A 14,648-nucleotide genomic window follows, 5' to 3' on the forward strand; every position below is an offset into this window, starting at 1 on the left:
GTTCGCGGCGTCAGAGATACTGTAATCATTACAGTATCTCGACCAGTCCGTGGGCGCGTTTCGACGAAGCGAGACGAAGGAGGCCGACCGTCAGCTGGACGACGCTCCTGCGGCCGCCAGCCGTTCCTGGCGGCGCTGCTCGTATTGCGTGGCACGGGCATCGACGAGGTCGAGAAAGGCCGCCAGTTCGTCGCGCGCCTGCGCGCCCCGGCCGTCCAGGTCGTCGCGCTCGAACACCTTCCAGAACCGCAACACTGGACGTAACACATCGTCGAGATGCGAACGCAGGTCGTAGATGCCCGCCTTGGCGATCGTCACGGCGTTCTCCGCGAAACCGGGCATCGTGCCTCCCGGCATCTGGAAGTTGACGACTTCGTGAGCGATCGCCAGCATGGTTTCATTCGGCGCGAGGTCGAGCGCCGCGTCGACCAGGTTCCGGTAGAAGACCATGTGCAGGTTTTCGTCGGTCGCGACCCGGCTCAGAAGTTGTTCGGCGACGGGACATCCAGAGGCCCGTCCGGTGTTGCGGTGGCTGATCCGCGTCGCCAGCTCCTGAAAGGACACGTAGGCCAGCGCCTCCAGCATCGACTTGTCGCCAGAGTCGTACCCGGCGGCCGTGTGCACCATGCGACCACGCTCGAGCGCGACAGGGTCGACGCCGCGGGTGACGATGAGATAGTCGCGGATCGCGATGCTGTGCCGGGCCTCTTCGGCGGTCCACTGACCGACCCACTGGCCCCAGGGCCCGTCGAGCCCGAACCGCATGGAGATCTCGCGGTGGTAGGAGGGGAGGTTGTCCTCGGTCAACAGGTTCACGACCATGGCGGCCTTCGAGACCTCGTCGAGGGGCGAATCCTGCGGTACCCAGTCCTGCCCGCCGAGCAACGCGAAGTCTCGGCCGCGGCTCCATGGCACGTAGTCGTGTGGATTCCAGGATTTCGCCATCGCGAGGTGGCGGTGCAGATTCGCCTCTACCACCGGCTCCAATTCGATGAGCAGCGCCTCTTGGGTTGTCGTCATCGAGACTCTCCCGTTCCCAACACCTGCGGATGTGGAACCTACGCTAGCGTAGGTTCCCGCGATTCAAGAGGCGTATCGCAGATTGCCCGCAAAGGAATGCAATACGGCCTCATTGGGGCGAACGCTCATACATGACCTTCCGCGCACCGATGCTGAAACGGCTACTGTAAGATTTTCCGTATCGAGGCAGGCAGAGGAGGCGACGTGAAAGTCCCGTTCACCTGGAAGGTCACCGGCTGGTTCATGATCGGCTGGTCGGCAGAGTTCGAGCGCAACGAGGTCAAGCCGCTGCGGTACTTCGGCGACGACCTCGTCGCCTACCGCGACGACGCCGGCGAGCTGCATCTGCTGTCGGCGCATTGCCGCCATCTCGGCGCGCACATCGGCCACGGCGGCAAGGTCGTCGGCGACTGCGTCGAGTGCCCGTTCCACGGTTGGCGCTGGGGACCCGACGGGACCAACCGCTACATCCCGTATCAGCCCGAAAAGCCGAACAAGGCGCTGCGCCTGCGGGTCTACCCGGTCGTCGAGCAGTACGGCTGCGTGTTCGCCTGGCATCAACCGGACGGCAAGGAACCGCAGTGGGAGATGCCCGACCTGTTTCACAAGTTCCCGCAGTTTCCGACCGACCCCGACGCGTATTACCGCCCGTACCCGGAGTTTTCGAGTCGTGCCGAACGCGAGCCGGTGCACCCGCAGATCGTCGCGGAGAACGGTCCCGACAGCGCCCACTTCCACTACGTCCACGGCGCCACGGTCACCCCCGTGTGCCTCAATTGGGAAGCGGTCGACGAGGAATGGCGCTTCCTGACGGGGTGGCCTGACACCCGCAGCGATGACCCCGCGAAGATGGCGCTGTACATCCACAGCCACTTCTCCGGGCTCGGCTTCGCGATCAGTGCGTTCGAAGGATCGTCGAACCACCGCCTGATCTTCGCCTGCACACCGGTCGAGGACGGCTACTCGGACATGTTCTATTCGATCTGGTGGCCCCGGGTGCCCGGCGACGCCTCCGATGTGCCGCCGGACCATGTGCGCGAGCAGGTGGAGCGGCAGTTCATGGGCACGGTGTGGGACGACCTCAACATTTGGCGGTATCAGGAGTACATCGAACGTCCCGCGTTGTCCAAGGTCGACGCGAAGCCGTATATGGCCATGCGCAAGTGGGCGACCCAGTTCTACGAAATTCCCGCCACCCCACCCGGTGAAATTCCCGCCACCCCGCCCGGCGAGGTGCCCGCGACGGTATGAGACCCGACCTCGCCGACATCGCGGCCCCCGGCCACACCGCGATCGTCACCCAGGAGTGCCAGGGCGCGGTCGTCGGCCCCGACGCCGGGCTCAAAGCCCTGGCCGACGAGGCCCGTCGCGAGGCCATTCCCAACATCGAGCGGCTGTTGCCGGCGGCCCGCAGCGCGGGTGTGACTGTGGTGCACTGCCTTGTTCAGCGCCGTCCCGACGGGAAGGGAGCCAACCACAACGCGAAGATCTTCTCGTTCGGCGGCGCCGTCGCGATCGCCCCCGGCACCCCCGGCGCCGAACTGCTGCCGGAACTGGGGCCCGAAACCTCCGACGTCGTGCTGCGCCGGTCGCACGGGATCGGCCCGATGGGCGGGACGGACCTGGACGCGGTGCTGCGCAATCTCGGGGTGACGACGATCGTCGCCGTCGGGGTCTCGGTCAACGTCGCGATCACCAACCTGGTGATGGACGCCGTCAACGCCGCGTACCACGTTGTCGTACCGCGCGACGCGGTGGCAGGAATCCCCACCGCTTACGCCGACGCGATCATCGACAACACGTTGTCGCTTCTGGCGACGATCACCACCACCGACGAGCTGATCGAAGCGTGGAAGTAATAGACGAGTGACCGACACCGAGGACGACATCCGCGAATTCGCCCGGGTGCAGCCGACTCTGGGGACCGGGGAGATGGGCCGCTTCCTCGCGGCCATGCGACGGCTCCAGGACATCACGGTCTCAACCAATCCCGATGCCGCGCTATGGGATCGCACCGCCGAACTCCTGGAGAACGTCTGCGAGCAACTGGAGCCACACAAGGCACCCGCCGGAGTGGCGCCCGCGGGCCGGGCGCCGAACCTGCCCGGCAACGGGCACCCTCTGATGCCGCCCTGGCAGATGGTGGCGTCCGGGTCCGACGAGGTCACCATGCGCGGACAGTTCAGCCGATTTCACGTCGGCGGCAACGAGGCCGTGCACGGCGGGGTGGTCCCGCTGTTCTACGACTGGCATTTCGGCATGGTGGTTTCGGCCGCCGGCCGCCCCGACAGCCGCACCGCATACCTGCATGTGGACTACCGCCGCGTGACGCCCATCGATGTGCCGTTGGAGTCGCGGGCCTGGACCGACTCGGTGGACGGGCGAAAACTGTTCGTGAGGGCGGCGATGACCGACCTGGACGGCAACGTACTATCCGAGGCCAACGGTCTGATGATCAAGTTGCTACCACACCAGCCCTGAGAGGCACGATGTCCGATCCGCTCACCACGCCCACGCCGTCCGGCACCACCGAGTTCACCGTTCCAGCAGCCGCCGACACCGTCGCCGCCGCGATCGGCGACCGCGCGTTCCTCATTCAGGGAAAACGTCGCTATACCTACGCGCAGGTCGTCGAACGCGCCAACCGGCTGGCGGCCTTCCTGCACAGCCGCGGCCTTGGGTGCCATGTCGAGCGCTCTGAGTTGGCCGGCCACGAGGTGGGCCAGGACCTGCTGGGCATCTACGCCTACAACGGACCGGAGTACGTCGAGGCGATGCTCGGCGCCTGGCGGGCCCGGGCCGCGCCGTTCAACGTCAACTACCGCTACGTCAAGAACGAACTGCAGTACCTGCTCGCCGATTCCGGCGCCACCGCGCTGCTCTACCACGCCGCGTTCGCGCCGCGCGTCGCCGAGGTGCTGCCGGATCTGCCCCACTTGCGGGTCCTGATCCAGATCGCCGACGAGTCGGGTAATGATCTGCTCGACGGCGCAGTCGATTACGAGTCGATCGTCGGATCGGGCGCTGCGGTGCTGCCGCCATTGGAGCCCTCGCCCGACGATCTCTATGTGCTCTACACCGGGGGCACGACCGGCATGCCGAAGGGTGTGCTCTGGCGTCAGCACGACATCTTCATGACCTCGTTCGGCGGCCGTAGCCTCTACACCGGCGAACTCGCTCACTCCTACGACGACATCACCAAACGGGTCATCGAGGCGCCGGAGTCGCGCTTGATGATCCTGCCGCCGCTGATGCACGGCGCCGCGCAGTGGGCGGTGATGACGGCGATGACGACAGGCCAGTCGGTCGTGTTCTCCACTGTCACCGAGCGGTTCGATGCCGACGAAGTGGTGGCCACCATCGAACGCGAGAAGGTGATGGCCGTGACGGTCGTCGGTGATGCGATGGCGCGACCGCTCGCCGACGCGATCGAACGCACCGACGCCGACCTGTCGTCGCTGGCCGTGGTGGCCAACGGTGGCGCGCTGTTGACACCGACCGCCAAACAGCGCCTCATCGACGTCAAACCGGGATTGATCGTCGTCGACGGGGTCGGCTCTTCGGAGACCGGCGCGCAGATGACGCACATGTCCGCCTCTGGCGCAGTGGCAACCGGCAAGTTCAACGCCGGACCCGACACCTACGTCGCCTCCGAGGATCTCAGCAAGCTGCTGCAACCGGGCCACGAGGGGATGGGCTGGCTGGCGCAACGAGGTTATGTGCCACTGGGTTACAAGGGCGACGCGGCCAAGACGGCCAAGACGTTCCCGGTGATCGACGGTGTGCGCTACTCGGTGCCCGGCGACCGTGCCCGCCATCTCGCCGACGGGTCCGTCGAACTGCTCGGCCGCGACTCGGTGACCATCAACTCCGGCGGCGAGAAGATCTTCGTCGAGGAGGTCGAGATGGCGGTCGCATCGCATCCGGCCGTCGCCGACGTGGTGGTGTCCGGCCGGCCCAGCGAGCGTTGGGGCCAGGAAGTTGTCGCCATCGTCGCCTTGGCCGAGGGTGCCAGCGCCGAACCGCAGGAACTCATCGACCACGCTGCGACGTCGATCGCTCGGTACAAGCTCCCGAAAGCCGTGGTGTTCCGGCCGGCGATCGAGCGCAGCCCCGCGGGCAAGGCCGACTACCGGTGGGCCCGCGAGCAGGCGATCAGCGGCGACGCCTGAGCCGACGCCGGGTTCGGTTGCGCGCCAAGCGCAGACCCAGCGCTGTGGTCGCGCGCATCGACGGTGTGAACGGCGGAGCCGCACGTCCGGTGATGGTGAATGGCAGATCCGTGCCGACCACCGTGCGGTAATGGCTGAACGCGTCGAATCCGGCCTTGCCGTGGTAGGCGCCCATCCCGCTGCGCCCAACGCCGCCGAACGGGGCCGCCGACGGAATCATCTGCGCGGCGAAGTCGTTGCGCGCCACGCCGCCGCTGCGGGTGCTGCCCACGAAGCGGCGGAAATCGACGTCGTCCGGGCCGTACCAGTAGGCGACCAGCGGTGAGGGCCGCCGGTTGATGTAGTCGATCGCCTCATTGAGATCGCGGTAGGACTGCACCACCAGCACGGGCCCGAAGATCTCGTCGCGCGCGATCGCCATTCGGTCATCGACGTCACGCACGATGGTAGGAGCGATCTTTCGGGTGTCGTGGTCCGGCAGGATCTCACCGGCCGGGGCGACGGTCTCGATCCGCGCTCCCTTGGCGCGCGCGTCGTCGATGAGCCCGACCACCCTGTCGTAGTTCGCATGGTTCACCGACGAACAGTAGTCGTCGTTGCCTACGATTGTCGGAAACATCTCGCGCAGTGTGCGTTTCGCCGTGTCCACGAACGCGTCCACCCCATCGTCGGGCACGAAGACATAGTCCGGACAGACGCAGACCTGTCCCCCGTTGATCATTCGCGAGCGTGCGATGCGCGCGGCCGCCCGGTTCAGGTCCGCCTCGCGGGAGACCACGACGGGGTTCTTGCCCCCGAGCTCCAGCGTCACGGGCACCAGGTTCTCGGCTGCCGCCCGCTGCACCTGCGCGCCGACGGACGGCGAGCCGGTGAAGAACAAGTGGTCAAACGGCAGCGCCGAGAACGCCGCCGCGACCTCGGGTCCGCCGGTCACCACGTCGAGCTCGGCGACGTCGAAGTACCTCGGTGCCAACGACTTCATCAGAGCGGCTGTGTCCGGCGTGATCTCCGACATCTTGATCATCACGCGGTTGCCCGCGGCGAAAGCGGCGACGGCCGGAAGCACCACGAGGTTGAGCGGGAAGTTCCAGGGACCGATGATCCCGACGACCCCCAGCGGCGAGGGGTTCACCTCGGCCCGCAGACCGAACAGCCGCGCGGCACGCATCAACCTTGTCGACCGCATCCACTGCGGCACATGCGTTCTGGTGTGTTCGATGACGGACATCATCCCGAGTATCTCGGTGAACATCGTTCCGGTTCTCGGCCGGGTGCCGTAGTCGGCGGCCATGGTGTCGACGAATTCGTCGGCGTTGTCCAGCACCAGAGAAACCAACCGGTCGATACGGTCGCGCCGTACCGCGACGCTCGGCGCGCCGTCGGCGAGGAATTCGCGCCGCTGCCGCTCGAGGTTCGCGTGCATGACCTCATGCTCGAGGGTCACCGCGCCGCTGGTCTGAATTGTGCTCTCGCTCATCGCACCACCAATTGTGGGAGTGATTGTCTGAAAGACCGGAATTGTTTACTGTCGTCCTTACAGTCAGCCATTCGATGATACGCCGGCGACGCGCGACGGCGAAGGAAACGGTGAGATGAGCGGCAAACGCAAGATCCTCGTGGTGGGCGCGGCATCCGGCATCGGGGCGGGCGTCGCCGCTCATTTCCACGAGCGTGGCGATCACGTCCTGGCGGTCGACATGCGCGAGCAGCGAACCGCGGCAACCGAGTACGCGCGTTGCGATCTGCGTGACGGCGACAGCATCCGCGACCTGCTCGCCGGCATCGGGCCAGGATGGGACATGCTGGCGCACGTCGCGGGTGTGCCCGGCACCGCACCGGCCGCCGACGTGCTCAAGGTCAACTACCTCGGTATGCGGTTGATGGCCGAAGGCATGCTTCCCCTGCTGCGCGAGGGCGGCTCGATCGTGGCCGTGGCCTCCACCGCTGCGCTCGGGTGGGAGCAGCGCACCGAGACGCTCTCCGGGCTGCTCGAACTCGCCGACGCCGACGCCGTCGAGCGCTGGCAATCGCAACAGGATCCGGACTATCCGGTGTACAGCACGTCGAAACAGGCGGTGATCCTCTACGCCAAGCGACTTGCGGGCCCGGCATGGGCGAAGTACGGCGTACGTGTGAACACCGTGAGCCCCGGGCCGGTGGAGACGCCGATCCTCACCGACTTCGAACAGACGATGGGCAAGGAAGTTCTGGACATGTGCCGGGCCACCGTCGGTCGCCACGCGTCGGTCGATGACATCGTGCCGGTGATCTCGTTCCTAGGCTCCGCGGCGGCGCGCTGGATCACCGGCCAGGACCTACAGGTCGACGCCGGATTCGTCAACGCGATGACCGCCGGTATGCCGGTCCAGCTGTTATAGTCTACTGTAATCATTACAGTACCTCTCGCAGGAACTATCCGAGCCCCTGGAGTGACCGGTGGGAAGCCCCGTTCAGGACGTCGCCCCCGACGAAGTGGCCGACCTCCTCCGTGACCCCTATCCCCTGTTCGCACAGCGGCGCAGCGACACCAGTGGGGTCTTTCGCGGCAGCGTCATGGACTGGTCCAAGACACCGGAATCCATGCGGCCCGAACATCTCTACGCGGCAGTCTCGTTCGATGCGGTCAACCGGGTGTTCCGCGATGGCAAGGTGTTCAATTCCCAGATCTACGACAGCACCATCGGCCTGTTCATCGGTCCGACGATCCTGGCGATGGAAGGCAAGAAGCACTGGGAGCACCGCAACCTCGTCTCCGCGGCGTTCAAGTCGAGATCGCTGGCGCAGTGGGAACCGCTGATCGTCCGCCCCGTCGTGACCGCACTGATCGACGAGTTCGTCGACAGTGGCCGGGCGGATCTGGTGCGCGATTTCACCTTGGAGTTCCCCACCCGGGTCATCTCGAAGCTGTTGGGCTTGCCCGAGGAGGACCTGCCGTGGTTCCGCAAGCGTGCCGTCGAACTGATCAGCTACACCATCAAGTACAAGCGGGCTTTCGAGGCGTCCGCTGCGCTCAAAGACTATTTCCTGGAACAGATCGAGCGGCGTCGATCCAAGCCGACCGAAGACATCATCGGTGATCTGGTCTCCGCCGAGATCGACGGCGAGAAGCTCAGCGACGAGGCGATCTATTCGTTCTTGCGACTGCTGTTGCCCGCCGGACTGGAGACCACCTTCCGCTCGTCGGGCAACCTGCTGTACCTGTTGCTGACCCATCCCGAGCAGTTTCGGGCCGTACAGGCCGACCGCGACCTGATTCCGGCTGCCATCGAGGAGGGGCTGCGCTACGAGACACCGCTCACGACGGTGCAGCGGTACGCGACCGCGAAGACGGAACTGGAGGGTGTTGAGATCCCCGAGGGATCGGTGATCGACGTGTGTATCGGCTCGGCGAACCGGGACGAAAAGCGCTGGGAGCGCTCCGAAGAATTCGACATCTTCCGCAAACGTGTACCGCACATCTCCTTTGCCGCGGGCGAGCACACCTGCATGGGGCTGCATCTGGCCCGCATGGAGACCAGGGTGGCGGTCGAGTGCCTGCTGGACCGCCTGACCAACATCACCCTCGTCACCAATGACAACCCCCACATCTGGGGCCAACCCTTCCGGTCACCCACGGCGCTGCCTGTGACATTCGACCCGGTCGGCTGACGGTGCCCGCAACGGGAGCGGGAGAAACCCGCGCACGTCGCGACCGCGGGTCGATCAGCGCCGACGAGATCCTCAACGGCGCACTGGAAGTCGCCGCAGAGGTGTCGATCGACAATCTGAGCATGCCGCAACTGGCCAAGCACCTGGGGGTCGGGGTCACCAGCATCTACTGGTACTTCCGCCGCAAGGATGATCTGCTCGACGCGATGACGGATCGGGCGTTGCAGCGGTTCGAGTTCACGGTGCCGACCATCTCAGCGTCGAATTGGCGAGAGTCGCTGCGTGATCACGCGCTGGCCATGCGCCGACGATTCCGCGCCGACCCGATTCTCTGCGATCTGATGCTGATCCGTGGACATTACGGCCATCGGGCCATCCACGGCGCGCTGCAGAAACTCGAACAGCCGATCGGGGCGCTGATCGAGGCGGGGCTCAGCGCCGAGCAGGCGGTCGAGACGTACGGCGCGATCTCGGTGCACATCCGGGGCTCGGTGGTTCTCGAACGGTTGCAGGAGCGGACCGAGGGCTTCCCGTCCCAGCGCGCCGACGGCGGTAGGTACATCGGGTTCGCCGACGACATCGACTTCGACTACATCCTGGACAGCATCCTCGACCAGGCCGAAGCGATCATCGCGACGGCGTAGCGCTCGATCTGGGTGCGCGGTAGGCCACGGTCTTCGATTCCAGATACTGCTCGAAACCCTCGATGCCGCACTGCCTTCCGACACCGCTGTTCTTGAAACCACCGAACGGCGCGTCGGCGCCGTAGAACATGCCGCCGTTGACCCCGAACGAACCGGTGCGGATGCGACGGGCGATCGCCATGCCCCGTTCCAGCGAGCGTGAGGACACGGCGCCCGCCAAGCCGAAGGCGCTGTCGTTGGCGATGCGGACCGCTTCGTCGTCGTCGTCGAACGGCAGCACCACCAGGACGGGTCCGAACACCTCCTGCTGGGCGATCGCCGCGCCGTTGTCGACACCGACGATCACCGTCGGCGCCACGTAGTGCCCGCCGGACAAGTGGTCGGGGAGGTTCGCGACGATCCCACCGCCGGTGGTGATCTCGGCGCCGTCGGCGCGAGCCTGATCGATCGCGTCGAGGACCCGTCGCTTCTGCGCCGCGCTGATCACGGGGCCGACGAGGGTCTCCGGGTTGACCGGGTCCCCAACGGGCACAGCCTGATACGCCGCGGTGACGGTTGCGACGGCGTTGTCGAACATCGACCGGTGAACCAGCATGCGCGTGGTGGCGGCACACGCCTGCCCGGCGTGCACGCACACCCCGACCGCCGACCCGACGATCGCCGCGGGAGGCGCGTCGTCGAGCACGATCGACACCGATTTGCCGCCCAGTTCCAGAAACATCCGCTTCATCGTGTCGGCACCCGCACGCATCAGCAGCTTGCCGACCGCGGTGGAGCCGGTGAACGAAATCATGTCGACGCGTGCGTCGGTGCCGAGCAGCGCGGCCACGTCGTTGGACGGCGTCGGCACGACGTTGACGACGCCGGGCGGGATGTCGGTGTGTTCGGCGATGAGCCGGCCGAGACGCGTCGCGTTCCACGGGGTGTTCGGATCGGGCTTGAGCACGACGGTGTTTCCGGTCGCGAGCGCGGGACCGAGCTTGTTGAGGATCACCTCGATCGGGAAGTTGGACGGTGTGATCGCGGCAACGACGCCGACCGGTTCCTTGACGACGATCCGCACATTGCGGTCACCGAACAGGCCTCCGCCGTCGAGCGTGCGCTCCCACGGAAAGTCGAGCATCAGCCGCGCGGGATAGCGCAGCGCGTCCGCCAAGGGCCAATCCAGTTGTGCCGACCGGGTCGTCATCTCGGGACAGCCGACCTCGGCGATCAACTCCTCGCGCAAATCGTCCTGCTCGGCTTCGACCGCGGACTGCAGCTGATCGAGACAACGCGCCCGCAATCGGCGGTTGGTCCGCCAGTCGGTCTCGTCGAACGCCCGGCGCGCGGCCGCGATCGCGCGGTCCATGTCGTGGGCGTCGGCGGCAGCGGTACCTCCCAGAAGCTGGCCGGTGGCCGGGCTCACGTTGTCGAACTGTTCCCCGGACGCCGACGCGACCAGTTGTCCATCGATGAGCATCCGCGATTCGGCGCGCGCGCCTGCCCGCCTGCCGACGTCGATGCTGGTCTCGATCCGTTCTTCTGCATTCCTCGCGGCGCTCACCCAGCTACCTCGTACAATCAGACATTGCGGGACGACTAACTGTAAAGCTTACAGTAAGCTATTACAACAGCCGGGTGACGAGTACAAGGGAGCCGATTTGGTCAGGGTCATGGAGGGCGTGCGCGTCCTCGAGGTCGCACAGTTCACGTTCGTTCCGGCGGCGGGGGCCATCCTCGCCGATTGGGGCGCCGACGTCATCAAGGTCGAGCACCCGGTGCGCGGCGACACCCAACGCGGCTTCATCAACATGGGCGGCTTCCAACTCGACCCCGACCGGCACCCGCTGATCGAGCACCCGAACCGTGGCAAGCGCAGTGTCGGCATCGACGTGTCGAAACCGGAGGGCCAGGAGGTTCTCTACGAGATCGCCAAGACCGCCGACGTCTTCCTCACGAACTACCTTCCGGCGCAGCGACAGAAGAACAAGTTCGACGTCGAGCACATTCGCGCCGCGAATCCGGAGATCATCTACGCGCGCGGCAGCGCATACGGCGACAAGGGCCCCGAGCGTGACGTCGGCGGCTTTGACGGCACCGCGTTCTGGACCCGAAGCGGAGTAGGCCACGCCCTGACGCCGGAGGAGATCGGCGGGGCGCTGTCGCAGGGTATTCCGGCGTTCGGCGACTCGATCGGCGGCATGAACATCGCGGGCGGGATCTCGGCCGCACTGTTCCATCGGGCGCGCACCGGCGAGGCCGTCGAACTCGACGTATCGCTGCTGAGCACCGCATGGTGGGCAGCCGGCGCCAGCGTGACACAGGGCATGGAGACCGGCGAGACGATGCGTTCGCTGATGCCCGACGCGACCGGGCCGAGCGTCAACCCGTTCATGGCGAACTATCTGACCTCCGACGGCGGCACCATCAACCTGTGCATCGTCAGCCCGACCGGCTACATCCGCGACGCTTTCATCCACCTCGGGCTGCCGGAACTGGCCGACGATCCGCGCTTCTGCGACGTCATGCCGTTGATCGAGAATGCCTCCGCCGCAGCCGAACTCATCGCCGCGTCGATCCGCAGCAAGCCGTTCGACTACTGGCGCGAGCATCTGAAGACGATGAAGGGCCAGTGGGCGCCGTTCCAAAGCCTGCTCGACCTCGGCAGCGACGAGCAGGCGCTGGCCAACGACATGGTCGTCGAGGTCGACGCGGCCGACGGCGGTGAGCCGTTCAAGGTGGTTCGCGGGCCGGTGCAGTTCAATCACGAGCCGCTGGAGACGACGCGAGCCCCGCAGGCCAGCGAGCACACCGAACTGGTCCTGATGGACATCGGGATGGACTGGGACCGCATCGAAGCACTCAAGGACTCCGGCGCAATCGCCTGATTATCGCGAGGGCCCACACGCAGTCGGGGACGACCGTGTTTGCCCGCTGACACGCCGCCGCAGATGTACATTTCGCGGTCGCTCGCGACGGAGCTACACCCGCTCCACCCGTACGGGCACTCCGGTCAACCACGCCATGCCCGACAGCGGTTCCACATCTGCCGGGTCGCTGGACGTCAACCGGTTCACGTTGGCGCCACCGGCTCGATTGGCCAGCCGCCAGCTTCCAGTTCCCTTGTGGCCCCAGCCGTGTGGCACCGCGACGACGCCGGACACGAGATCCTTCGTCGTCAGCACCGGCACGGTGATGGCGCCGTACGGCGACCTGATGCTCACCTCGTCGCCGTCCGCGATGTGCTGCTCGGCCGCGTCGTCGACATGCATCAGCGCATGCTGGCGACGATCACCTCGCATCAGCAGCGGTGAGTTGTGCATCCACGAGTTCTCCGAGCGTGGCTCGCGCAAACCGATCATCCGCAGTGGGTAGCCGTCGGGCAGCGCGCGCTGCGACAGCTTGGCCAGTTCGTCGGCAATTCCGGGGTGGGCCAACCGCATCCGACGCGACAGGTAGCCGACGGCATCGCGCAGTACACCCGTGCGGATGTGCGGTGAGAGCACGACGCCGTGCGGATGCTCCTCGGTCAGCCGTCGCAGTGTCAGACCGCCACGGCGCAGGCCGAACCTGTCGCCGCCCTCCGACATTCGCACCAGCGCGTCGATCATTGCCCGTGGCGAAGCCTCGAACCCGATGAGACGCCCGAGCTTTCGCACACCCGTGAACGCCGCGAAAGCGGGCACTCGACGAGCCAGCCGCCGGGCCAGGTCCTCGACGATGTCCCACTCCCCGCGCGCCTCGCCCACCGGTGCGAGGACCGCTTCCGTCGCTTGGCGGAACGGCGTGGCCTGAAACCCTTGAAACGTGTACGGGAAGTCGTCGCGCTCGTACATCGTCGTGGCGGGCAGGATGTAGTCGCATTGGGCGCTCGTCTCGGTGACGTAGAAGTCGAGCGCGACCGACAACTCGAGGTCACCGAACGCCGCCTCGAGTTCCTCGCCGTTGGGCACCGACAGCACGGGGTTTCCGGCCGAGACGAACATCGCCCGGATTCTGCGGTTACCTGGAGTGGTGATCTCCTTGGCCATCAGCGCCGCGGGCTCGGACCCGATCGCGCTGGGGACCCCGCTGATCCGCGAGCGCTTCCGCCTGTACGACCGCCGCATGACCGCACCCATCGCGACGTTCTGCCACTTCTGACCGACGGTGTGCATGGAGCTGAACACCGAACCACCCGGCACATCGAGGTTGCCCGCCACCAGGTTCACGGCATCGATCAGATAGGTGGTCAGCGTGCCGTGGCTACCTACACAGGTGCCGAGCCTGCCGTAAACGGCCGCACGCGGAGTGTCCACCAGGTCGCGCGCCAGGGCCCGCACGCTGCCCGCGTCGATCCCGGTCCGGGTTGCCGTCGACTCCGGAGTGAAGGGCCGGCACATCTCGTGCAGCCAGTCCACGCCGTCGGCCTTCCGTTTCACGGCGGGGATGTCGACCATGCCGTCGGCGAACATCACGTGCAGCAGCGAGAGCAACAACAACGAGTCGGTGTCCGGGACGATGCCGAGCCATTCGAACGCCACAGCGGTCTCGCTGCGCCGCGGGTCGACGATCACCACGCGCCCGCCGCGCTTGACGATGTCGTGCATGCGGTCCTTGATCCGCGGTGCGGTGAGGAAACTGCCATGTGACACAACCGGATTGGCGCCCATCATGACCAGCAGATCGGTTCGGGTCAGGTCCGGGATCGGCACGGACGTCGGCACGCCGTAGAGCAACTGGCTCGCGATGAGCCTGCTGTTGGTGTCCTGCGACGATGCGGTGAAGTAGTGGCCGTGACGGCCGAGGCCCTTCATGAACAGCAGCGCCGCGAACGTGTGCGCATAACTGAACGCGCCGGGATTGCCCATGTACCAGCCGACCGCACCCGAGCCGTGGCGGCGAAGGATGTCCGAGAGTCGCCCAGCGATATCGGCCATCGCCTCGTCCCAGCCCACCTCTTCGAAGCCGGTCGGCCCTCGGCGCAGCGGCCTCGTCACCCGATCGGGATCGTTGACGACCTCGGTGAACGCAATGCCCTTCTGGCAGGCGAAGCCGGCCGACAGCGGGTGCTCCTTGTCCGGCCGCAGTGCCACCAGACGGCCGTCCTCGACCGTCGCGATCATTCCGCACAGCGGTTCGCAGATCCGGCAGAACGTCGGCTTGTGCTCGATGACCGTGGCCACGCCGATTACGATACTGT

At 66.3% G+C, this 14,648-nt stretch carries 12 protein-coding genes; 8 read left to right on the forward strand and 4 right to left on the reverse strand.

Annotated elements, in window-relative coordinates; genetic code table 11:
* Positions 1–90: 90 nt before the first annotated feature.
* Positions 91–1,020 (reverse strand): acyl-ACP desaturase, encoded by a 930-nt coding sequence (locus tag AU187_RS20360; protein WP_059100859.1) that lies wholly within the window; start codon positions 1,018–1,020, stop codon positions 91–93.
* Between the two features lie 204 nt (positions 1,021–1,224).
* Between AU187_RS20360 and AU187_RS20365 the strand changes: the two genes are divergently transcribed.
* From AU187_RS20365 to AU187_RS20380, 4 genes are read left to right on the forward strand one after another with little or no spacing between them, the layout of a single operon-like run.
* Entirely contained in the window at positions 1,225–2,271 is a 1,047-nt protein-coding gene (locus AU187_RS20365) for an aromatic ring-hydroxylating oxygenase subunit alpha (RefSeq protein ID WP_059100860.1), read from the forward strand.
* Entirely contained in the window at positions 2,268–2,879 is a 612-nt protein-coding gene (locus tag AU187_RS20370; RefSeq protein ID WP_059100861.1) for a cysteine hydrolase family protein, read from the forward strand. Before AU187_RS20365 ends, AU187_RS20370 begins: the two co-directional genes overlap by 4 nt.
* Before the next feature lie 7 nt (positions 2,880–2,886).
* Complete coding sequence (locus tag AU187_RS20375; protein ID WP_059167233.1) at positions 2,887–3,501, forward strand: PaaI family thioesterase; 615 nt, start codon at positions 2,887–2,889, stop codon at positions 3,499–3,501.
* An 8-nt stretch (positions 3,502–3,509) separates the two neighbouring features.
* On the forward strand, positions 3,510–5,192 hold the full coding sequence (locus tag AU187_RS20380) for an acyl-CoA synthetase (RefSeq protein ID WP_059100863.1): 1,683 nt from the start codon (positions 3,510–3,512) through the stop codon (positions 5,190–5,192).
* Here AU187_RS20380 and AU187_RS20385 read toward each other — a convergent pair.
* A complete protein-coding gene (locus AU187_RS20385; protein WP_059101125.1) occupies positions 5,176–6,615 on the reverse strand; it encodes an aldehyde dehydrogenase family protein in 1,440 nt (479 codons plus the stop codon). The two genes, AU187_RS20380 and AU187_RS20385, sit on opposite strands and share 17 nt — an antisense overlap.
* 169 nt (positions 6,616–6,784) lie before the next feature.
* Between AU187_RS20385 and AU187_RS20390 the strand changes: the two genes are divergently transcribed.
* From AU187_RS20390 to AU187_RS20400, 3 genes are read left to right on the forward strand one after another with little or no spacing between them, the layout of a single operon-like run.
* Positions 6,785–7,570 (forward strand): coniferyl-alcohol dehydrogenase, encoded by a 786-nt coding sequence (locus AU187_RS20390; RefSeq protein WP_059100864.1) that lies wholly within the window; start codon positions 6,785–6,787, stop codon positions 7,568–7,570.
* Between the two features lie 58 nt (positions 7,571–7,628).
* Positions 7,629–8,840 carry a cytochrome P450 gene (locus tag AU187_RS20395; RefSeq protein WP_059167234.1) on the forward strand — a complete coding sequence of 404 codons (1,212 nt, stop codon included), beginning with the start codon at positions 7,629–7,631 and terminating at the stop codon, positions 8,838–8,840.
* Entirely contained in the window at positions 8,837–9,484 is a 648-nt protein-coding gene (locus AU187_RS20400) for a TetR family transcriptional regulator (RefSeq protein ID WP_156425561.1), read from the forward strand. Before AU187_RS20395 ends, AU187_RS20400 begins: the two co-directional genes overlap by 4 nt.
* Here AU187_RS20400 and AU187_RS20405 read toward each other — a convergent pair.
* Complete coding sequence (locus AU187_RS20405; RefSeq protein ID WP_156425571.1) at positions 9,468–10,946, reverse strand: aldehyde dehydrogenase family protein; 1,479 nt, start codon at positions 10,944–10,946, stop codon at positions 9,468–9,470. The two genes, AU187_RS20400 and AU187_RS20405, sit on opposite strands and share 17 nt — an antisense overlap.
* A gap of 193 nt (positions 10,947–11,139) precedes the next feature.
* On the opposite strand from AU187_RS20405, the gene AU187_RS20410 reads away from it, so the two are divergent.
* A complete protein-coding gene (locus AU187_RS20410) occupies positions 11,140–12,354 on the forward strand; it encodes a CaiB/BaiF CoA transferase family protein (protein WP_059100868.1) in 1,215 nt (404 codons plus the stop codon).
* A gap of 93 nt (positions 12,355–12,447) precedes the next feature.
* Here AU187_RS20410 and AU187_RS20415 read toward each other — a convergent pair whose 3' ends face one another.
* A complete protein-coding gene (locus AU187_RS20415) occupies positions 12,448–14,631 on the reverse strand; it encodes a molybdopterin-containing oxidoreductase family protein (RefSeq protein ID WP_082683942.1) in 2,184 nt (727 codons plus the stop codon).
* Between the last annotated feature and the right edge of the window lie 17 nt (positions 14,632–14,648).

This window comes from Mycobacterium sp. IS-1556 (assembly GCF_001499985.1).
Lineage (GTDB): Bacteria > Actinomycetota > Actinomycetes > Mycobacteriales > Mycobacteriaceae > Mycobacterium.

Coding starts and splice junctions, on each gene's coding strand:
- AU187_RS20360 (WP_059100859.1), bottom strand. CDS start 1,020: ATGACGACAACCCAAGAGGCGCTGCTCATCGAATTGGAGCCGGTGGTA.
- AU187_RS20370 (WP_059100861.1), top strand. CDS start 2,268: ATGAGACCCGACCTCGCCGACATCGCGGCCCCCGGCCACACCGCGATC.
- AU187_RS20380 (WP_059100863.1), top strand. CDS start 3,510: ATGTCCGATCCGCTCACCACGCCCACGCCGTCCGGCACCACCGAGTTC.
- AU187_RS20385 (WP_059101125.1), bottom strand. CDS start 6,615: ATGCACGCGAACCTCGAGCGGCAGCGGCGCGAATTCCTCGCCGACGGC.
- AU187_RS20390 (WP_059100864.1), top strand. CDS start 6,785: ATGAGCGGCAAACGCAAGATCCTCGTGGTGGGCGCGGCATCCGGCATC.
- AU187_RS20405 (WP_156425571.1), bottom strand. CDS start 10,946: ATGCTCATCGATGGACAACTGGTCGCGTCGGCGTCCGGGGAACAGTTC.
- AU187_RS20410 (WP_059100868.1), top strand. CDS start 11,140: ATGGAGGGCGTGCGCGTCCTCGAGGTCGCACAGTTCACGTTCGTTCCG.